The sequence below is a fragment of the Salinicola sp. DM10 genome (genome assembly GCF_017306975.2).
Lineage (GTDB): Bacteria > Pseudomonadota > Gammaproteobacteria > Pseudomonadales > Halomonadaceae > Salinicola.
Genome location: NZ_JAFLEN020000001.1, coordinates 805,106 through 825,730, shown reverse-complemented (window position 1 = coordinate 825,730; position 20,625 = coordinate 805,106). Strand labels below are relative to the sequence as shown.

The following is a 20,625-nucleotide window of genomic DNA, read 5'->3' as shown; positions in this document are numbered from 1 at the left end:
CGTGCGTCATTCCCCGTATGCTGAGGCGAAACGTGGACCGGGGGCAGAGCGATGTGGCGCAATTCTCACAGCGGTTGGGGCAGGATCAGCATCGCGCTGCACTGGCTCAGCGCGCTGGCGGTGCTCGGCCTGTTCGCGCTGGGCTGGTGGATGACCGGCCTGGGCTACTATGACACCTGGTACCATCTGGCGCCGTGGTGGCATAAATCGATCGGTATCCTGCTGCTGGCCGCGAGCCTTGCGCGGGTGGCGTGGCGCCTGACCCAGCCCACCCCGCGCGCCCACGGCGGTGCGCTCGAGCGGCGTGCCGCCCATGCCGGCCATGGGCTACTCTATCTGCTGCTGTTCGTGGTGCTGTTCTCGGGCTATCTGATCTCCACCGCCGAGGGTCAAGGCATCAGCGTGTTCGGCTGGTTCAGCGTGCCGGCGCTGGTGTCGGGGCTGCCGGATCAGGCGGTGGTGGCGGGGAAGGTGCACTGGTACGCTGCCTGGGCGCTGGTGATTCTCGCCGTTGGCCATACCCTGGCCGCGCTCAAGCACCACTGGTTCGACCGTCAGGACACCTTGACCCGAATGCTGACGACGCGCGCCGCGCGGCGTCGCTGAGTGCTGGCCGCCACCGGCGCTCACTCCACCCCCAAGAGCCCAATCCTCGAGGACTCTCGTATGTTGCTGAAGAAGACTGCCCTGGCCGCCCTGGTCGCTGCCGCGCTACCGCTGGCTCAGGCCCAGGCCGCCGACTACAAGATCGACAGCGAAGGCCAGCACGCCTTCATCCAGTTCAAGATCAGCCACCTCGGCTACTCCTATATTCTGGGGGACTTCAAGCAGTTCAGTGGCGATTTCAGCTACGACCCCGAGGCGCCCGAGCAGTCCAGCGTTGAGGTCAAGGTCGACGTCGACAGCCTCGACAGCAATCACGCCGAGCGTGACAAGCACATCCTGAGCGGCGACTTCCTCGATGCCGGCAAGTATCCGCAGGCCAGCTTCAAGTCCACCGGCTTTCAGATCGATGACGATGGCGAAGAAGGGGAGATGACCGGGGAGCTGACCCTGCACGGGGTGACGCGTGAAGTGACCTTCGACGTCGATCATATCGGCGGCGGCGACGATCCGTGGGGCGGCTATCGCCAGGGCTTCGAGGCGACCACCACGCTCAACCTGGCCGACTTCGATATCGACATGAGCAAGTTCCCGGAGCCGATGCGCAGCGTGGATCTCTACGTGGTACTCGAAGGCATCCGTCAGTAAGCGATGACCCGAGACCACCGCGCTGGCGCGCGGTGGCCGTTCGCTGACGCGACCCCGGCCTGGTGCCGGGGTCGCGTTTTTGTGCGGCAATCTCCTTGGATGTCGGCGCGAGCGCCGGCGTGGACGTGATCGGGTCAGGCGTCGTCCAGATAGCGCGCCACCTCGCGGCGGTCGCGGCGATGCTTGAGCCGGCGTACCCAACGCCCGCGGCACCACAGCGAGCCGCGCCAGGCGATATCGCGCAGATCGCCCAGATTGAGTGCCTTCCACTGGCTGGCATGGGGCCGCGCCTGGGTGGGGGCCTCGCCCAGCGCCAGCAGTGCCGCGAGCAGGTTGGCGCCGCGCTCGCGGGTGGCGCGCCGGGAGGGCTCGCCGGGGGCGCTGGCCTGGTTGACGAACACCCGCGGATCTTCGCGGCTGCGCTGGCGCGGATCGACCTCCACCCGGCCCTGGGCGTCATGGGCCAGCCCGAAGACCGCGAACGCCGGCGGCGGACGCAGCGCCTCGACCACCAGCAGCAGGTCGGCGTCGACGGCGGTACCGTCGTCGAGGATCAGGCTGTCGCGCTCGTAGCGCGCGGCCGTGGCCACCAGCTCGAGGCGCAGGCCACGCCGCTGCAGGCGCCGGGTCAGCCAGCGATTGGCGCGGCGGCAGGCATCGGGCAGCGGCTGGCGCTCGTTGCCGATCAGCGCCACCGGCAGTGGGCGACCGTAGCGCTCTCCCAGCGCGAGCAGGTTGGCCGCCAGCTCCACCCCCAGGGCACCGCCGCCCAGCACCGCGACATTGGGCAGACGCCGGGCGGGGTCGGCCAGTTCGCTCTCGAGCTGCTGGCGCAGCGCCCAGAGAGAATCGGCGCTGGCGCCGTAGACGCCCTGGGCGGTGTAGAAGCCGGGAATGGCCTGGGCGTCGACCACCGCGGGCAGATCGATCGACAGCCAGTCGTAGTCGAGGCGCTGGCCGTCATCCAGGGTCACCCGGCGGTTGCCGCGGTCGGCGGCGACCACGCTGGCGGCGACATGGGTGGCGCCGTGGGCGGCGATGCGTGCCGCCGGCAGGCGCACGTCGTCGAGCTGCCACTCGCCGCCGAGCATGCCGCCCAGCCAGTCGGCGAAAGCGAACGGCTCTGGCGTGATCAGGGTGACGTCGATACCCGCCTGCGCCAGCTCGCGCGCGTGGCTGGCGACATGCAGGTGGGCATCGCCATTGCCGACGAGAAGCAGCTGCTGGCGAGGAGAGGAGGGCGTGGCGTCTGACATGCCTCGATCCGGGCAGAAAACCGAACTTGAGTCTAGCATGGTCAGGCACGGTGCCCGAATGCGGGCGAGGCGGGCACCGCTTTTCGCTGGTTTTCTTACCCCCCGCACGATTCGAGGAGTAGCTTCATGTCACGTCATCTTCTGCCGCAGCCGGGTCTGGGAACCTATCGTCTCAAGGAGCAGGCGGTCATCGACTCGGTGACCTCGGCGCTCGACCTCGGTTACCGCCATCTCGACAGCGCCCAGATGTATGGCAATGAGGCGGCGGTGGGCAAGGCGGTGCGCCAGAGCGGGATTCCCCGCGACGAGCTCTTCATCACCACCAAGATCTGGTGGGATCAGCTCGAGCCGGCGGCGCTCACCGCCAGCCTGGAACAGAGTCTCGAAGCGTTTGGTCTCGATCAGGTCGATCTGGCCCTGATCCACTGGCCTTCGCCAGAAGACAAGGTGCCCATGGCGGACTATCTGGGCGCGCTCGACGCCTGTCGCCAGCGCGGCCTGACCCGGCATATCGGGGTGTCCAACTTCACCATCGCGCAGATCGACCAGGCCCTGGCGCTGCCCGGCGGCGAGCATCTGGTGACCAATCAGATCGAGGTGCATCCGTTTCTGGCCAACCGTGCGCTGGTCGAGCACTGTCAGGCCAAGGGGCTCGAGGTGACCGCCTACATGCCGCTGGCGGTGGGCCGGGTGATGGACAATGACGTGCTCCAGCGCATCGCCGAGCGCCATGCGGTGACCCCGGCGCAGATCGCTCTGGCCTGGGTCGCCGCCCGGGATATCATCGTCATTCCGTCGTCGACCAAGCCAGAACACCAGAAGGCCAATCTCGAGGCGCTGGAGATTCGCTTGAGCGACGCCGAGATCGCCGAGATCGATAGTCTCGACCGCGGTGAGCGTATTGCCGATCCTGATTTTGCCCCTGACTGGGACGAGTAAGCCCGCCTCAGATAGTATCGACCCCCTCGGGCCGCCGGGTCCGAGGGGGACGCTGCGCGAATTTTTTTGCTCGGCAGAGGTCTCAACAGGACATCGTCTTGAGAGGATCTGCCATGCGTTCTTGGACACGTCCCTGGGCCCTGGGTCTGGGTATCGGCTTGCTCGCCGCGGGCAGTGCGCTGCCGGCCCTGGCACAGACGGCCGACAGCGCCGATGGCGGCGATGACTCGAGCCTGAGGGTGAAGGCCGACAGCGGCCAGCCGCAGCCGCCGGCCAATGCGTCCCAAGTGGACCGTGAGTCGATCGAGAAATCCGGCGGCGTGGGGCGCGACAACGCCGCCTTTACCGACGGCGGCGCCCAGACACCGGTGGATCAGCGCCCCAATGCGCTGAGCTTCGACCAGCTCGACGTCGACAATGATGGCGTCATCGACCGTGACGAAGCGGTCAGCGCCAATCAGCAGGCGCTGTTCGAGCGGCTCGCCGACCCCGAGGCCGGCGGCATTACCCATCAGCGCTTCCGCGAAGCGATGGGCTCGGATACCCTCGCGCCCACCGAGTGACCCGGCGCGCGCTTACCGTATCTTGGTTTCCATACCGATAACGCAAAACGAAAACGCCCGGCCAGTGGCCGGGCGTTCTGCGTTGATGCGCTTTCGGTACCGCTGCTGTCTCGGCTCCGTCAGTCGACCACGGCGGCGATCGCCTTGGCCACGTAGGGCAGGTTCTCGCTGGTGAAGCCGGCCACGTTGGCGCGACCGGAGCCGACCATGTAGATGCTGAACTCGTCGCGCAGGCGCTTGACCTGCTCGGCACTCAGCCCGGTGTAGGAGAACATGCCGCGCTGAGCCGCGACGTGGGCGAAGCGCTTGTCGAGACCGTAGGGCGCAAGCGCGGCGACCAGATCGCTGCGCAGGCCGTTGATACGGTCGCACATCTCGGTCAACTCCTCGCGCCATACCCGCGCCAGCTCCGCCGACTCGAGAATCTCGGTGACCACGGCGGCACCGTGGGAGGGCGGGTTGGAGTAGTTCTCGCGCGCCACGATCGCCATCTGCGAGCGTACGTTCTGCATCTGCTCGGCATTCTTGGCGATCACGATCAGGCAGCCGGTGCGTTCGCGGTAGAGGCCGAAGTTCTTCGAGCAGGAGCTGGTGATCAGCACCTCGTCGAGGTTCTCGGCCATCAGCCGCACGCCGTAGGCGTCCGCTTCCAGCCCCTCGCCGAAGCCCTGGTAGGCGAAGTCCACCAGCGGCAGCAGGCCGCGCGACTTGACCACTTCCAGCACCTGCTGCCACTGCTCGCGGTCGAGATCGAAGCCCGAGGGGTTGTGACAGCAGGCGTGCAGCAGCACCACGTCACCCTGCGGCACCTCCTTGAGCGTCGCCAGCATGGCGTCGAAGTCGAGGCGGTTGTCGGCGCTGACATAGGGGTACTTGCGCATCTCGATGCCGGCGGCGTCGAAGATGCCCAGGTGGTTGGGCCAGGTGGGGTCGGAGAGCCAGATGCGCTTGCCCGGCAGGTTCGACTTGATGAAGTCCGCCGCCAGCCGCAGCGCGCCGGTACCGCCCGGCGATTGCGTGGCGCTGGCACGATCGGCCGCCAGCACGGGGGAGTCGGCGCCCAGCACCAGTGGCAGCAGCACCTTGCCGTAGCGCGGATCGCCGTGCGAGCCGATATAGCTCTTGGTCTGCTCGTGCTCCAGCAGATACGCCTCGGCCTGCTTCACGGCGCGCATGATCGGCGTATGGCCGTGGGCATCGCGATAGACGCCGACGCCGAGATCGACCTTCTGCGGATTGCTATCCTGGTTGTAGGCTTCGATCAACCCGAGAATGGCATCCCCGGGAACGCGCTCGATCTTCTCAAACATTGGCGTGCACTACCTCGTCGATTCTGGCGGCCATGGTGATAGGCCGGTGGTGTAACCGGCCTGGCGTATCGTACAAATTCAGCGGTGGATCGGCGGCCTCGCGGACCGCCTGGTTTCATGATGCCACCGCGCCTGCGCCCGCGCCACTCGCTGGCGCTGCCGCGAGACTCGCAGCCGCCGCTGCCGACAAGGCGGCGAGCGCTGAGCTCGGCTCAGCTGAAGCCGACCACCTCGTGGGGCACGTAGGGCGCCTCCAGAGAGGCGATCTCGTCCTCGCTCAGGGTGATATCGAGTGCCCCCAGCGCCTGATCGAGATGATGCGCCTTGCTGGCGCCGACGATCGGCGCGGTGATACCGGGTTTCTGCAACAGCCACGCCAGGGCGACCTGGGCCGGCGATAGGTTACGCTTCGCGGCCACCTGGCCCAGCGCCTCGATCACCGGGGCGTCTCGATCCTGGCCCAGGTTCCAGGCGCGCATCTGCTCGTCGCTGCGCGCACGGGTGGTACTGCCCTCGCTGCCCACCGCCTTGCTGCCGGCGAGAATGCCGCGCGCCAGCGGGCTCCAGGGGATCACGCCCACGCCCTGGTCGCGGCACAGCGGCAGCATCTCGCGCTCCTCCTCGCGGTAGATCAGATTGACCATCGGCTGCATGGTGACGAAGCGCGTCCAGCCGTTGCGCTCGGCGACGTGCTGGGCCTTGGCGAACTGCCAGGCGTGCATGCTGGAGGCGCCGATATAGCGCGCCTTGCCCGCCTTGACCACCTCGTGCAGCGCTTCCATGGTCTCCTCGATGGGGGTGTCGTAGTCCCAGCGGTGGGTCTGGTAGAGATCGACGTACTCCATCCCCAGCCGGCCGAGCGAAGCATCGATGGCGTGGTGAACATGCTTGCGCGAGAGCCCGCGTTCGTTGGGCGAGCGGTTGCCGGTGGGGTTGTAGACCTTGGTCGCCACCACGACCTCCTCGCGCCGGGCGAAGTCGTTGAGCGCCTTGCCCACCACGCGCTCGGACTCGCCGTCGGAGTACATGTCGGCGGTATCGAAGAAGTTGATTCCGGCCTCCAGCGCCTGCTGGATGAAGGGCCGGCTCTGGGCCTCGTCGAGCACCCAGTCGCGCCAGCGTGGCGTGCCGTAGGTCATGGTGCCGAGACACAGTGGAGAGACCTTGAGGCCGGTCTGGCCGAGACGACGATATTGCATGATGGGGCTCCCGAATGCGTGTACGCCTTCCAACTTAGCAGCCAGCGGATAGCGCGTGGTGCAAGACCTACCTAGCGCATAGCGCAAGGCCTGACTAACGCGGAGCCTCAGGGGACGAGGGATCACCCGATAGGTAGTGAAAAAAAAGTCTATTCTGATATCTGAGATATCAGTAAAGATATTTAGAAACGACTATCGATGCTTTAGACTGAGTGCGTATCAAGTCTCAATGGGTGGAGCGTGCAATGATCACCGGTCCTCAAATGCGTGCCGCCCGCGCCCTGCTGGGCATCGATCAGCGTGCCCTGGCGGCGCTGGCGGGCGTTTCGGTACCCACCATCCAGCGCATGGAAGCCAGCCCCGGCACCGTGCGCGGCGTCATCGGTAGCCTGACGAAGGTGGTGGAGGCGCTGGAGCGTGCCGGTGTCGAGCTGATCGGCGATGAGGCGATCAGCCAGGCCAGCGGGCGCGGTGTGCGTCTCAAGACCGCGCCCGGCGGGCCCTAGGCACTGTCTGAAAAGTACTGCGCTCACCCATGCGGCGTTAAAAATCGACTCAAAATGCTCATTTACACCCCGTAAACTCCGCGTTTTCGCCGATTTTTGCCTTGCCTTGCCTTGCCTTGCCTTGCCTGGCCTTCGCTCGTCGACTTTTCAGACAGCGCCTGATCCCGCCGATATCACCTTCCACGCTCGACGCTAGAGGCCTCGCCCACCATGAAGCATGTCCGCACCGCCAAGGCGCCGGGTTTCGCGGCGCTCTTTACCCCCAAGCTGGTGACCGTACTGCGTGAAGGGTACGGGCTCGCCAAGCTGCGCGCCGACCTGGTTGCCGGGCTGACCGTGGCCGTCGTCGCGCTGCCGCTATCGATGGCCATTGCGATGGCTTCCGGCGCCTCTCCCGCTCAGGGGCTCTACACCTCGATCGTCGGTGGCTTCGTGGTCTCGCTGCTGGGTGGCAGCCGCTTTCAGATCGGCGGGCCGGCGGGCGCGTTCATCGTGCTGGTGGCGGCGACCGTGCAGGCGCATGGCATGGCCGGGCTGCTGCTGGCCACGCTGCTGTCCGGGGTGATGCTGGCGATGATCGGCTGGCTGCGGCTGGGCAGTCTGATTCGCCTGATTCCCTATCCGGTCACGGTCGGTTTTACCGCCGGGATCGCGCTGATCATCTTCGCCAGCCAGCTCAAGCCGTTGCTGGGGCTGACCTTCGCCGGGCAAGAGCCCGGCCCGCTGCTGGAGAAGCTACCGGCGATCTGGCAGGCGCTGCCCACGGCCAGCCCGACCACGCTGGCACTGGCACTGGCGACCATCGCGAGCATCGTCGTGGTCAAACGCTGGCGACCGCGCTGGCCGGGTATGCTGGTGGCGATCGCGGTGTCGGCGGTGGCGGCGACGCTGCTGGATCTACCGGTGGCGACCATCGGTTCCGCCTTCGGCGGGATTCCGCAAACGCTGCCGATGCCGTCGCTGCCGGCACTCTCCTGGCACCAGCTGATAGAGGTGCTGCCCAGCGCCGTGGCCTTCACGCTGTTGGGGGCGATCGAGTCGCTGCTCTCGGCGGTGGTGGCGGATGGCATGAGCGGGCGGCGTCATCGCGCCAACTGCGAGCTGGTGGCGCAGGGCGCGGCAAATATCGCCTCGGCGCTGTTCGGCGGTATCTGTGTCACTGGCACCATCGCGCGCACGGCCACCAACGTGCGCGCCGGCGCGGTAAGCCCGATTGCCGGTATGCTGCATGCGCTGTTGCTGCTGCTGTTCATTCTGGTGGCGGCGCCGCTGCTGAACTACATCCCGCTGGCGAGCCTGGCCGGGGTGCTGGCGGTGGTGGCCTGGAACATGGTCGAGAAGCACGCTTTCGCCAGCCTGCTGCGGGCGTCGCGGGGGGATGCCGCGGTGCTGCTGATCACGCTGTTGCTGACCGTCTTCCGCGACCTGACCGAGGGAATTCTGGCCGGCACGCTGCTCGGTGCGCTGCTGTTCATCCAGCGCATGTCGCACAGCGTGGGGGCGGCGCAGATGCCCTGGGTGCCGGAGGACGTGGCCGACGCGAGCCTGGACTACCATGACCCGGGGCTTTCGCCTGCCGATCCCGAGCTGGTGGTCTATCGGCTCTCCGGCGCCTGGTTCTTCGGCGCCGCCACCTCGATCGAGTCGATCCTTTCGCGGGTGTCCGATCGCCACCGCGGGCTGATTCTCGATTTCAGCCAGGTGCCCTTCATCGATGTCAGCGCCGCCCGTACCCTGGAGGGCGTACTCAGCGCCTCGCGCCGTGCCGGTATCCGCATCGCCCTGACCGGCACCCGCAGTGACATGCGCCGGGTACTGTTCGCCAACGGCGTGCGGCCACCGCTGGTGCGCTATGAACGGTCCATCGAAGCAGCGGTGAAGAAGCTGCGCGGCTGACGGCACGCTTGTCCATCCTGGGTGATGATATGTCCCGTTCCGAACGTCTGTTCGACCTGTTGCAGGTATTGCGTCGTCATCGTCGCCCGGTGAGCGCCAGCGTGTTGGCCGAGGCGACCGGTGTCAGCGTGCGTACACTCTATCGAGATATCGCCAGTCTGCGCCAGCAAGGCGCGTCGATCGACGGTGAGGCGGGCGTGGGCTATGTGCTCAATCCCGGCTTCCTGCTGCCGCCGCTGATGTTCTCGGCCGAGGAGATCGAAGCGCTGGCGCTGGGCCTCAAATGGGCCGGAGAGCGTACCGACGGGCCCATGGGGCTGGCGGCGCGGGAGGCCATGGCCAAGATCGAAGCGGTTCTGCCCGCGGCATTGCGCCATCGTTTCGAGGACGATGCCCTGGTTATCGTCCCCAACTGGGAGCCCTCGACGCGGGAAGACCTGCCCCTGATTCGTCAGGCTCTGAACGAGGAGCGCAAACTGTCTCTGGATTACACCGACCAGACAGGGGCGAGGACAGAACGGATCGTGTGGCCGGTGAACGTGGGTTTCTTCGATTCGATCCGGGTGCTGACCGCTTGGTGTGAGCTGCGTAATGCCTATCGTCACTTCCGCATCGATCGCATCCTCGGGGCCAGCATATTGCCCGAGAGAACCCCCAGGCGCCGTCACCAGATGATGAAGGAGTGGCGCAAAACCCTACTGACAAAAACTGACAGTGGTGAGCGCTAGAGTCTCCTGACACCCACCAGACGCCAGGAGAACACCATGAGCCCGGAATTGATCTTCTACACCAACCCCCAGTCACGCGGTAATACGGTGCAATGGATGCTGGAGGAAGTCGGCCAGCCTTACGAGACCCGAGTGCTGAGTTTCGGCGCCACCATGAAAGCGCCCGATTACCTGGCCATCAATCCCATGGGCAAGGTGCCCGCCATTCGTCACGGCAGTGTCGTGGTCACCGAAGCGGCGGCGATCTGCGCCTATCTGGCTGACGCCTTCCCCGAGGCTGGCCTGGCGCCGATATCGGCTGCGCGTGGCGACTATTACCGCTGGCTTTTCTTTACCGCTGCCTGTGCTGAACCGGCCATGTCCGACCATGCCGTCGGCTGGAAAGCCGATACCCCCGAGATGCAGCGACAGTCTGGCTACGGGTCGTTCGAGATGACCTATGACGTACTGGCAGGCTGGTTGGCCGGACGCGCCTTTGTCGCGGGTGAGCGCTTCAGTGCGGCGGACGTCTATCTGGTGTCGTTGCTCGACTTCGGGATGACGTTCGACGCGATTCCGCGTCGGCCGGAATTCTACGCCTACGTCGCCCCGCTGCTGGAGCGTCCCGCCAAAAAGCGGGCCGAGGCGAGAATTGCCGAGTTGATGGCCGCGTCTGACCCGACAGCCCTGTAGAGATGCGGGGCTACTGTCTCAGTGGCCCCGCTCCCGACAGGCCTGGCGGCATAGCGTCCATCACCTCGGCTAGGCGGAGTCACCCGCCTGCGGCGGCGATCAGCAGGGGCGGCGCGCGTCGAGTCGGTAAGCGCACCGTTACCCGGATCGTCATGACCTGAAACCGTAACCTTGGCATAATGCGGCGCTTCACGAGCACCCGCGGCAGCGCCATGGGCGGGTGCGGTTTTTCCTGTCTGGAGTCGACATGACCGCCTGGAACAAGCTGCTGGTCGCGACGACGCGGCTGCTCGATCTGCATGACAGTGCCCACGAGCCGGGTTCGCCCTTTGTCCAGGTCACCCAGGAGCAGCGGCGCGGCCTGCGTGACGGCTACTGGCTCGACCTGGGCTGCCTGCTGCTCGACTACCTGCTCGAGGTGGATTTCGCCACCAACAGCGCTTTCGTCACCCAGCGCCGCTGCCTGTCGCATCTGCGCGGCGAGTACCCGTCGCTGCCGGCGGACGATCTGAGTTTCGTGATCAATCTGCTCGCCACCCCCAGCGAGATCCACTATCGCGAGTGGCAGGCCGGGCCCGCCGGCGACGATCTGGCCCCGGGCGAGCGCAGTGTGCGCAGTACCAAGCGCACCGCGCTGATCGAGAAGCAGGGTCAGACCGGCCAGGTGCGTCTCACCCCGAGTGGGCGCCAGGCGGTGACCCTGGCCAGTCAGGTCGAGGATCTGCTCTATTCCGAGTATGACGCGGCCAAGGTGGTGGCGGCGCTGTCACGGGGTGACTATGCCCGGGTGCCCGATATCACCCAGCAGATCCTGATGGCGATCCGTGCGCTGACCCAGGAGCTGCGCCGGGTGCGCGAGAACCCCACCCACGAGGGCAAGCTGGCGGCGCTGGAGGAGAACGAGCGCCACTACCACAACGCCCTGAGCACGATCCAGAACACCCTGCTGAGTGCCCGCGCCCAGCTCGCCGCTCCTGGCGTCGCCGAGCACTTCGCCCACTGGGCCGAGCAGCAGGAGACGGAGTGGGACCTGCGCATGCTCTCGGGGGCGATCGGGCGCGTGCTCAACGCCATCGAGAACCTGTCGCGGCGCCTCTCCGAGCTGCTTTCCGACATCGCCGAGGGGCGCATCCAGTCGATGGGCGTGATCGACTTCGCCGGGCTGGCCCAGCGCCTGCTGCTGGCGCCGCCGCCGCAGCGCCTGCAGGACGCGGTAGTGGCGCGCATGATGCCGCTGGGCACGCAGGTGGCGATGCCCCGGGTGGAGACGCTGCTGCCGCTGGTGGAGACCCGCCGCGCCGAGCGCAGCGGTGCCGCGCTGGTGTTCGACGAGGCCGGCGACCGGCCCGGGGCCGATCCGCTGCTGGCGCGCTATCTCAAGGCGCGCGGCCCGGCGCTGCGCCAGCGTCTGCGCCAGGCGCCGCTGTCGCTGCCCGAGGCGTTGCGTGAGGGCTGGCACCGCTTCGACGACGAAGCGCTCGACTGTCTGCCCCAGCTGCTCAACACCTTCGTCGATACCCAACTGCTCGACGACCAGCTCAGCGTGGGGATCGACGACACGCCCTTCGCCATCGAATTGCCCGACGGGCGCCGGATCGAAGGCGCCGTCACACCGTCGCTGCGCGTACGCGAGACGACGCTGCCAGACCAGGACGTTTGACTATGAACATGATGGAAATGGGCGAAGTGGTCGCCTACCTGCTGCGCTATCGCACCGCCGAGCGCGTCCCCAGCGGTGGCCGCAAGCGGCGCGCCGCGCGCGAGGGCCAGCTCTCCGAGCGTGATGTCTGCGCGCTGATCGACGACGCCCAGGAGAGCGAGCGCGAGGCACTGCGCGACTTTCTCGCCGGCCAGGGCATGCGCCTCAAGGTGTTCGAGGCCGGTGACTATCCCGGTATCGCGCCGGGCTCGCGCTTCTTCGCGCTGCTGCCGGACCCTGAGCTGGAGCAGCCGCCGCTCTATACCCGCGATGCGGTGTTCGAGGCGCTCAAGCTGCGCCAGGAGAGCCGTGCCGAGCTGGCGCTGTGGTATCTGCAGCTGTGGCTGCTGCTGCACACCCTGATCTACACCCGACTCAACCGCGCGCTCTCCGATGTCAGCCGCTATCAGGAGGCGACTTTCGTCACCCGTGAGCTGGTCGAGCTGGTACGCGATCAGCTCGAGATCCTGCGCGGGCTGGGCGAGAGCGCCCCGGAGAACAGCCGGGTGCTGCTTGACGAGCGCGGCGAGGATATCCCGCGCCGGGTCAAGGCGTTCATCGATCTGCTGGTACGCGCCGGGCATCTCGACCTGGTGCGCGAGTCCGGCGACGAGGACGTGTGGCAGCAGACGCTGCTGGGGGCGCTCGAGGCCGAGCAGATCGGCGTCCACCACCTGACCCATCTGATCGAACTGACCGCCGCCGAGGGTAGCGACGGCGAGCGCTTGCTGGCGACGGCAGAGGCGCCTGAGGCCGAAGCGGTCGCTCAACCGAGCGCCGCTGAAGCCCAGCCCAATGCCGCTGAAGTACAGCCCGATTCCGCTGAAGCCCGGCCCGGCGCCGTTGAAGAGAGCGAGGCCAACGCCAGGGCGGTGGACGAGCCCATCGCCGCGGAAGACGAGGCCGCAGCCGCCGGGCCTCAAGACAAGGCCCCCGGTGACCAGGAAGACGAGGAGCCGCGTCAATGAGCGTCATTCACCGCATCGAGATCGCCAACCTGCTCAACAAGCACGGTGATATCGCCTCGCCGTGGGAAGCCAAGATGCGCCACCTGCTGATCGATCTGCGCGGGCAGTCGAGCGCGATCAGCATGGAGAACGGTTTCGGCAAGACCACCATGGCCGAGGCGTTGATCGGCATGCTCTCGCGCGACCGCCAGCTGCTCACGCGCACGCGGCGCAAGTGCTCGCCCTCCAAGGTCGCCGGTGAAGCGCGCAGCTGGACCCATCTGCGGGTCGAGTTCCGCGCCCAGCAGGGCAGCACCCAGCAGGACGACATGCTCGCGGTGGCCGGCGAAGAGGTCGCCGGCGAGACCTTCGTCTTCGGCATGTACGGCTACAGCGATGGCAGCGGCCTAGTGTTCTACCACTACCCGGGTCAGCTCTCCGACGTGCCGGTGCACCATATCACCCGTGACGGCAAGCTGGCGCTCTACGCCAATGCCGATTTCCAGAGCCTGATGCGTGCCCACGGGGTCACCCGTGCCACCAACCGCGAAGAGTGGCTGGAGGCGGTCGGGGTGCACATCTCGCGGCGCGAGCTGGCCCAGCTGGCGGCGTTCCAGAAGGAGGGCGGGGCCGACAAGAGCCAGATCTTCAACGCGATCAAGCCGCGGGCTGGCGAGAAGGCCGATCAGGCATTCTTCTATGAAGTGCTGGCGCCGCAGATTCTCTCCGGGGCCACCCGCGGCGAGACCGACGAGGAAGAGGAGCTGATCGAGGACGTCATCCTCAACTCCGGCACCCGCATCACCGAGCTGCGCCACCGCCTGGCCGAGGCCGAGAGCGACCAGCAGCGCGCCGACGACAAGGTCGAGCGGCTCGCCACCCTCAACGAAGAGGGCGAGAGCCTGCTCGAGTCACGGCGCCAGCTGGCCGCGCTGGACGCCTCGCTGCTCGAGGCCGAGCGGCTGCTCGGCGGCCAGGCGTTGGCGCCGCTGCCGGGGCTGCCGGGCCAGCGCGAGGATGCCGAGACGCTGGGAGACGGCGTCGCCGAGGCGGCGAGCGGGCTGGCCTGGGCGATCGGCGACACCGAGCGCCCGCGGGTCTCCACCTGGCTGCTGGCCAAGCTGAGCCGCCAGGCCGAGCGCAATGTGCGCCTGGCGCTCTCCGAGCGCGGGGCGCGGGTCGACACCCACCGCCGCCTGGTGCATCTGCCCCAGGCGAGCTGGATCGTGGCCCGCGACATCGGCCATGTCGCCTTCGATCAGGCGCGCGCCTGGCTCGCCGACAGCCACGCCTTCGCCGATGACGCCGCGCGTTACCGCGCCCTGGGCGTGCTCGACGAGGCCGCCGAGGCGTTCGAGGGCCTGGACGGCAACCGCTTCCGTGAAGAGGTGATCGCCGACCGCGAATATCGCCGCTCGCTGCGTCTGGACGCCGAGCAGCTCGACGAGTCGCTGGAGCGCCTGGAGCAGGAGCGCGAGCAGCTGGAGTCGCGTCAGCGCGACTTTATCGACAACCAGAGCGTCTACACCCAGGCGCTTGCCGAGGGGCTGTTCAGCGAAGCCGAGCTGGAGACCCCCGAGGCGACCCGCGAGGCCGCCGGCGAGGCGCTGGAACAGGCGCGCCGCGAGCATGCCGAGCACCTCGGGCGCATGGGCGAGCTCAAGCAGCCGGCGCAGTGGTACGCGGATTTCGAACGCGAACATCCCGACGCCACGCCGGACGCGGTGCTGGCCCTCAAACAGGAGCGTCAGGAGACGCTGGAAGCGGAACTAGGGGAGTGGGACGCCCAGGCCGCCAATCTCAACGCGCAGCGTGAACGGGCCCGTGAAGCGCTGCAGGCGCGGCGCGAGCAGCGCCAGCGCCTAGAGGGCGAACTGGCGCCGCTGGCCGCCGGACGTCAGGCGTGGCAGGCGTTCAATGAACAGTGGCCGGCGCACTCGGCGATCGGCTTCTGGGACGCGCGGCGCGCGGCGCTGAGCGAGCACGAGCAGATCCTGGCCGATGCGCGGCGCGAGCTGGCGGATCTCGACGCGCGTCTCGAACGCCTGGCGCCGTTGGAAGATGCCGCCGAGCGCTACCGCCACTGGCATGCCGACGCCGCGCCGGTACATCTGCGCGACATCCTTTATCGCCAGTCGCGGGAGTGTCAGGACCGGCTGCACGAACTGAGCCAGCAGCGCGGCGAGCTCGAACGTCTGGTGCAGGCGCAGGCGGACTTCGGCGACTGCAGCGAGCAGTCGCCGGAGGCGTGGCTCAAGGATGCCAAGGCGCGCTATCCGCGGCTGCTGCGCGAGCGTGAAGGGCTCGAAGAGGCGATCGACGCCCGCGAGCGCTATCTGCAGAGCCTGAGCGGCGACCCGCTGGCGCGGCTGGCGGCCGAGAGCGACGCGCAGCGCCTGCTCGAGGCGCGCGAGATCGCCTTCCGCCCGCTGCACGAGGTGCTGGCCGCGGCCGAGGCCGACACCCAGGTGCGTCGCGACTGGCTGGCCCAGGCCGCGGGGCAGCTGTTCGCGCCGGTGGTCGAGGGCGAGGACGCGGCGCGCGAGGCGGCGCAGTGCCTGATCGATGGGGGCTGCGGGGTGCCTGTGCTCGAAGGCGAGCGGCTGCGTGCCACGCTGGCCCGCGGCGAGCTGCCGCTGGGGGCGATCCAGGGCGTGGAGACGCTGGCGGTCAAGGCCGCGCTCGACCCGGCCTATCTCACTGCGCTGCGCGACGAGACCCAGCAGCGTCTCGAGATCGACCGCCAGCGCCTGGCGGCATTGGGCGCCGAGATCGAGCGTCTCGACCCGCACGGCGAACGCTTCGCTCTGGCGCTGCGCGCAGCCGAGGCCGTGAGCCGCGAGGCAGCGGTGGAACTGGCGGCCCTGGAGGAGCGCCAGGCTCGCCTCCTCGCCGACCAGGAGGCGCTGACGCCGCGCCTCGGCGAGGCCGCGCTGAAGGCGATCGACGACTACCAGCGCTTCCTCGAAGAGGGGGGCGAGGCAGCGCTCGCCGCGGCGCGCCAGGCGCGCGCCCAGGTCGAGCAGCGCCTGGCCGAGCACGCCCCCGAGCGCGAACGTCTGGCGCGGGAGTTCGAGACCCACGGCGAAGGCTGGCTGGCAGCGGAGCGCTTCGCCAGTGCCGGCGGCGTCGAGCGTTTGGAGGAGATCGACGCCAGCCTCGCTGCGGTGGCCGAGGAGGCGGCCGAGCTCGAGGAGACCCTGGCCGAGCTGACGCTGGAGAGCGAGGCGCTGGACGCGCGCCGCGACAGCCACCGCGAGCAGCTGCGCCAGCTGTTCGCCGACGGCGAGCGCGAGCGCCTGCGCCGCCTGGCGGACTTCGTCGCCGAGGACGGCCCGGCCTTCATGCAGCAGGCCGAGCAGCGCGAGGCGGCGCTGCAGGTCGCTCTGACCGCTGCCAGCCGGCGCGCCGACTTCGATTTCGGGCGCATCCGTGCCTTCCTCGACGTGCGCGACGAGAAGGGCGGCAACCGCACCCTGGAGCGCGATATTGGGCGGCTCAAGCAGACGCTCAAGGAGACCCGCGACAAACGCCGCCACAACGGCCGCGAGCAGGAGGCGCTGGAGAGCCGCCTGGCACGCCATCAGCAGGCGCTCAATATCACCGACCAGCTCGCCGTGGCCTGGCTCGAGGTGCTGCGCCAACTGCCCGAGGGCTGGGCCGAGCGCGCCCTGGCCGACCCCGGCGCCGGCTGGCCGCAGGACCACGCCGAAGCCGAATGCCTCGATGCCGCCCTGGCCGACTGGCGGCGCTGGGCGCACGCCTCACTCGACCCGGACGATAGCGATGCCTTCGACCCGGCGGCGTTCGAGACCTGTCAGCAGACCCTGCTCGATGGCCTGGGCGGGCTCAATCTGGGCGAGCGCGCGCGCAACCGCGAGCGCCAGGCCCGCGATGTCGGCGCGCGCGAGAAGGCGCTGGCGCTGTCACTGGAAGCGGCCAGCGCCAGCCGGCTGTTCAACGAGTCCGAGCGCGCGCGTCTGGGCACCCTGGAGGGCGTCAGCCACGAGGCACTGGAGTCGCTGCGCGGGCTCCATCGTCAGCTCCAGGGCCAGCTCGACGAGCACCGCACCCGGGTTACCCGGCTGCACGCCTCACGCGAGCAGATCGAGGACACGCTGGTCGAGCGCCTGAGTTCGATCATCATCGATGCCGCCGGCAATCTCGAGATCCTCAAGCGGGTGGCGAGCCGCTCGAGCGACGGCGGCGCCTACTTCGAGGTCAAGGCGGCGCTGATCGCCGACGACGCCGTGCGCGAGCTGATCCAGCAGCTGCTGGCGGATATCGACGCCCACCTGGCGGTGCAGCGCCGGCGTCTGGAGCAGTCCGGCGAGGCTGCTCAGAACAAGGGCGGGCGCGACGACGAGCTGACCCGGCAGATTCGCCGGCGCATCTATCGAGGGCTGTTCCAGGCGGTGAGCATCCGCATCAAGCACGATGCGATCCGCCCGCACGGACGGCTGTTCTCGCTCAACGAGGACATGTCGGAAGGGCAGCGCGAGGCGGTATCGCTGATGTGGCTGGTCAAGCTCTCGGAGTTCGCCATCGAGCGCGAGCTGCGCGAACTGCCGGGAAGCCACAAGCGCCGCGCCCGGGCCAGCCGCGAGAGCGTGATTCTGCTCGACGGGCTGTTCTCCAAGCTCTCCCACCGGCGTCTGATCCAGGACTCGCTGGAGTCGCTGCGCAACACCCGCGGGCGCTTCCAGATGATCGGGCTGATCCACAACCCCAACTACGAGAACGACCCGAGCATCTTCCCCACCTATCTGGTGGGCAGTGTGATCGGCGGTCAGCAGGGGCAGGGCGGCCACGTCATCGTGCGCGACGGGCGTCAGGTCGCGCCCGAGGAGACCGGGCGCGGCAGCGGCGAGGCGAGCCTGTTCGGCATCCACGTTACCCCGGCGACTGCCGAATAGCGCCGGGTGGCCTAAGCGCTGCGTGGCCTCGGCGAGAGGCCGCGCAGGGCCCAGCTCAGCGCGGCGCTCAGTTCAGCACCTGGTTCAGCTCAACGCGGAGCGTCGTAGCGCCCCTGGCGCGCGTGCGAGAACACCACCTGCCACAGCTGCAGCTCGCGGGCGCGGAAGGCCCCGGCGCAGGCGCCCAGATAGTAGAGGAACATGCGCTTGACGCGCTCGCTGTAGCGATCGGCGATCTCGTGCCAGTGGCGAAGCAGGTTCTCCTGCCACGCCATCAGGGTGGTGTCGTAATCCGGGCCGAAGTTCTGCCAATCCTCCATCACCAGCTTGCCCTCGCTGGCATCACTGATCTGCTGCACCGAGGGCAGCACGCCGTTGGGGAAGATGTACTTGTTGATCCAGGGGTCGGCGCTCACCTCGTTGGTGTTGGAGCCGATGGTGTGCAGCATGAATAGCCCGCCCGGCTTGAGCAGGTGGGTGACGGTGTCGAAATAGGTGGCGTAGTTGCGCTGGCCGACGTGCTCGAACATGCCGATCGAGACGATGCGGTCGAATTCGCCGTCGAGATCGCGGTAATCCTCCAGCAGAATCTCCACCGGCAGCGTCGCGCAGCGCTCGCGGGCCAGCTTGGCCTGCTCCTCGGAGATGGTGATGCCGGTCACCTCGACACCATAGTGGCGCGCGGCGTGCTCGGCAAAACTGCCCCAGCCGCAGCCGATGTCGAGCACCCGCATGCCCGGTTCCAGTGCCAGCTTGCGGCAGGCAAGGTCGAGCTTGGCGACTTGGGCCTGGTGCAGCGTGGTCGCCTGTTTCCAGTAGGCGCAGGAGTAGCACAGGGTGGCGTCGAGCATGCGCGTGAACAGGTCGTTGCCGAGGTCGTAGTGTTCGCGGCCGACGATATAGGCGCGTGCCTTGCTCTGCAGGTTCATGAAGCTCGAACGCAGGCGGTAGAGCAGCCGCCCGGCGGGGGTGTGGGCGGCGCCGCCGAGCCCGTGGCGCAGCAGGCGGTGCATCATCTCGTCGATGCGTTCGCACTCCCACCAGCCATCCATGTAGGCTTCGCCGAAGCCGATCGAGCCCTGACGCACGATACGCGCGAACAGATCGGGGTGGTGGACGCGAATGTCCCAGGGCTGGCTGCCGTTGAGGGTGACGCCGGAGCCTTCCAGCATCTTCTCGATGGTGTGGCGGGCGCGGGTATCGGGTAGGGCCACGGGGGCCATGGGTGAATTACTGATCATCGTCGTTCCTCGCATGGGGCGCGTGGCGCTCCCCCGGCCGCACGGCAATGCCTGGGCGTACATGCGATGAAAGCCGAGTAGGAGAGGCATGAGATGACGCGAGTGACGGCCTGTCCCGGTCGGCGTCTCGATTCGCCTAAAACGACCCGAGCGATGAACGATGGCGGTGGAGGAGGGGCGTGGCCCCGGTTCCCTGAACTTTACCCGGTGGCGACCGCCGCCATCGGGCAATTACATTGCGTGCTAACTTCTTTGCCCCTCTTAGGGTAGCGCGCCTGGACGATTATTCCAGCCGCTTCGTTGGGGCTTGGTGACGTCAGGCTTTTTCGTCTGCGTCACCGGCATCGGCAGGGCACGCATCGAGTGCTAGTCTCGGCCTGAAAGGGCCGGCGATGATGACCGCCGACATCAGCGTATCCGTACGAGCGACGACTATGAGCAGTGACGATATCAAAAGCGACATGAACGGCCAGCGCCAGGCGCCCATGCAGGTGATCGTGGATCTCTGCGTGGTGCCTTTGGGCGTCGGGGTCTCGGTATCCGAGTACGTGGCGGCGTGTCAGCGGGTGATCGAGGCCTCGGGGCTCGGCTACCGCATGCACGCCTATGGCACCAATATCGAAGGGCCCTGGGACGCGGTGATGGCGGTGGTCAAGGCGTGCCATGAGCGCGTTCACGCCATGGGTGCGCCACGTATCACCACCACCCTGAAACTGGGTACCCGCACCGATCGCGAGCAAAGCATGGACGACAAGGTAGCGAGCGTCGAGACGCGCCTGCGTTCCTCTGACCCGGGCGCTGCCGAAGCGTAGCCTTGGCAGCGCCTGGCGGCGTGCCCGCCACGCTGGCGGCTGACAGCGGTCGGCGTCGGGTAGCGGTCGGTGTCGGGCAGCGGCTCAAAAAAATCGGCCCCGGGCGAGCGCGCCGGGGCCTGAGTCTCAGAGGGTGTCAGTCGTTCAGCGGCAGCGGATGGTCCAGGTCGCCTTGTAGCCATCGCCTTCCTGGGTGGCCGCCTGCAGCTCGGTATCTTCGTTCACCGTGGCGCCTTCCATCTGGGCATTGACTTCGGCTGCCTTGCTGGCGCCGTCGTTAGGTCCTAGGATCTGCTGCTTGACGATCACGAACTCCTCGCGATCTTCGGACTCGCACTGTTCCAGCGCGCGTTCCTTGGCGTTCTCCAGCGCCTCGTCCTGGTCGTCGCCCAGGCCGGTGACCACGTACTGCGAGCTGTCCTTCTCCAGTGAGCTGCTATCGCTGGCGCAACCGGCCAAAGCGGTCAGCGAGAGGCCGGCGGCGAGGGCGATCAGCAGACGTTTGTCGAGGGTTGGGAGGGTCATATCCACGTTCTCCTTGTGCACAAAATGCGGTACCTCATCCGGATACCTATAAGGTTGAGTCTAGAAGCTCGCGCCGTCTTCGCAAGTCGTTGGAAAGTCTCAAAAAAACGTTGCCAAATAGCGACACGCCAGAAGCGTCGAACAACGCTTCTGACATGAGACTCG

The 20,625-nt window shown here is 67.6% G+C and carries 17 protein-coding genes; 12 read left to right on the top strand and 5 right to left on the bottom strand.

The genetic code is table 11. The features are described 5' to 3' along the window. Positions 1-51 precede the first annotated feature (51 nt). Together J0A90_RS03645 and J0A90_RS03640 are read left to right on the top strand one after the other, a co-directional pair. Positions 52-606 carry a cytochrome b gene (locus J0A90_RS03645; protein WP_207037081.1) on the top strand — a complete coding sequence of 185 codons (555 nt, stop codon included), beginning with the start codon at positions 52-54 and terminating at the stop codon, positions 604-606. 63 nt (positions 607-669) lie between these two features. Beyond that, positions 670-1,251, top strand: coding sequence for a YceI family protein (locus J0A90_RS03640; protein ID WP_035470334.1), 582 nt, complete (start codon positions 670-672; stop codon positions 1,249-1,251). A gap of 134 nt (positions 1,252-1,385) precedes the next feature. On the opposite strand, the gene J0A90_RS03635 is transcribed toward J0A90_RS03640, so the two are convergent. Further along, the gene (locus J0A90_RS03635) at positions 1,386-2,507 is read right to left on the bottom strand and encodes an NAD(P)/FAD-dependent oxidoreductase (protein WP_207037083.1); all 1,122 of its coding nucleotides are present in this window, start codon (positions 2,505-2,507) and stop codon (positions 1,386-1,388) included. 126 nt (positions 2,508-2,633) lie between these two features. Here J0A90_RS03635 and dkgB point away from each other — a divergent pair, with 126 nt between their 5' ends. Both dkgB and J0A90_RS03625 read left to right on the top strand, forming a co-directional pair. Next, entirely contained in the window at positions 2,634-3,446 is an 813-nt protein-coding gene (gene dkgB / locus J0A90_RS03630; RefSeq protein WP_207037085.1) for a 2,5-didehydrogluconate reductase DkgB, read from the top strand. 113 nt (positions 3,447-3,559) lie between these two features. After that, positions 3,560-4,009, top strand: coding sequence for a hypothetical protein (locus J0A90_RS03625; protein ID WP_207037086.1), 450 nt, complete (start codon positions 3,560-3,562; stop codon positions 4,007-4,009). Between the two features lie 119 nt (positions 4,010-4,128). Here the strand turns inward: J0A90_RS03625 and J0A90_RS03620 are convergent, their stop codons facing one another. Both J0A90_RS03620 and J0A90_RS03615 read right to left on the bottom strand, forming a co-directional pair. Further along, positions 4,129-5,319 (bottom strand): amino acid aminotransferase, encoded by a 1,191-nt coding sequence (locus J0A90_RS03620; protein ID WP_207037087.1) that lies wholly within the window; start codon positions 5,317-5,319, stop codon positions 4,129-4,131. 212 nt (positions 5,320-5,531) lie between these two features. Beyond that, positions 5,532-6,518 (bottom strand): aldo/keto reductase, encoded by a 987-nt coding sequence (locus J0A90_RS03615; RefSeq protein WP_207037088.1) that lies wholly within the window; start codon positions 6,516-6,518, stop codon positions 5,532-5,534. 245 nt (positions 6,519-6,763) lie between these two features. Here J0A90_RS03615 and J0A90_RS03610 point away from each other — a divergent pair, with 245 nt between their 5' ends. The 7 genes from J0A90_RS03610 (at position 6,764) to J0A90_RS03580 (ending at position 17,882) form a co-directional block, all read left to right on the top strand. Further along, a complete protein-coding gene (locus J0A90_RS03610) occupies positions 6,764-7,024 on the top strand; it encodes a helix-turn-helix domain-containing protein (protein ID WP_207037089.1) in 261 nt (86 codons plus the stop codon). A 210-nt stretch (positions 7,025-7,234) separates the two neighbouring features. Next, a complete protein-coding gene (locus tag J0A90_RS03605; protein ID WP_207037090.1) occupies positions 7,235-8,920 on the top strand; it encodes a SulP family inorganic anion transporter in 1,686 nt (561 codons plus the stop codon). A gap of 29 nt (positions 8,921-8,949) precedes the next feature. Next, the gene (locus J0A90_RS03600) at positions 8,950-9,648 is read left to right on the top strand and encodes a YafY family protein (RefSeq protein WP_207037091.1); all 699 of its coding nucleotides are present in this window, start codon (positions 8,950-8,952) and stop codon (positions 9,646-9,648) included. A gap of 36 nt (positions 9,649-9,684) precedes the next feature. Further along, positions 9,685-10,320, top strand: coding sequence for a glutathione S-transferase family protein (locus J0A90_RS03595; protein ID WP_207037092.1), 636 nt, complete (start codon positions 9,685-9,687; stop codon positions 10,318-10,320). Positions 10,321-10,567: 247 nt separating this feature from the next. After that, a complete protein-coding gene (locus tag J0A90_RS03590; RefSeq protein ID WP_207037093.1) occupies positions 10,568-11,980 on the top strand; it encodes a hypothetical protein in 1,413 nt (470 codons plus the stop codon). 2 nt (positions 11,981-11,982) lie between these two features. Beyond that, positions 11,983-12,987 (top strand): hypothetical protein, encoded by a 1,005-nt coding sequence (locus J0A90_RS03585; protein WP_233076470.1) that lies wholly within the window; start codon positions 11,983-11,985, stop codon positions 12,985-12,987. Further along, the gene (locus J0A90_RS03580) at positions 12,984-17,882 is read left to right on the top strand and encodes a hypothetical protein (RefSeq protein ID WP_207037094.1); all 4,899 of its coding nucleotides are present in this window, start codon (positions 12,984-12,986) and stop codon (positions 17,880-17,882) included. Before J0A90_RS03585 ends, J0A90_RS03580 begins: the two co-directional genes overlap by 4 nt. 89 nt (positions 17,883-17,971) lie before the next feature. On the opposite strand, the gene cfa is transcribed toward J0A90_RS03580, so the two are convergent. Beyond that, the gene (gene cfa / locus J0A90_RS03575) at positions 17,972-19,123 is read right to left on the bottom strand and encodes a cyclopropane fatty acyl phospholipid synthase (RefSeq protein ID WP_207037095.1); all 1,152 of its coding nucleotides are present in this window, start codon (positions 19,121-19,123) and stop codon (positions 17,972-17,974) included. A gap of 485 nt (positions 19,124-19,608) precedes the next feature. Between cfa and J0A90_RS03570 the strand changes: the two genes are divergently transcribed. Then, positions 19,609-19,935 (top strand): MTH1187 family thiamine-binding protein, encoded by a 327-nt coding sequence (locus J0A90_RS03570; protein ID WP_207037146.1) that lies wholly within the window; start codon positions 19,609-19,611, stop codon positions 19,933-19,935. A gap of 144 nt (positions 19,936-20,079) precedes the next feature. Here J0A90_RS03570 and J0A90_RS03565 read toward each other — a convergent pair whose 3' ends face one another. Further along, positions 20,080-20,460 carry a hypothetical protein gene (locus J0A90_RS03565; RefSeq protein ID WP_035469532.1) on the bottom strand — a complete coding sequence of 127 codons (381 nt, stop codon included), beginning with the start codon at positions 20,458-20,460 and terminating at the stop codon, positions 20,080-20,082. Between the last annotated feature and the right edge of the window lie 165 nt (positions 20,461-20,625).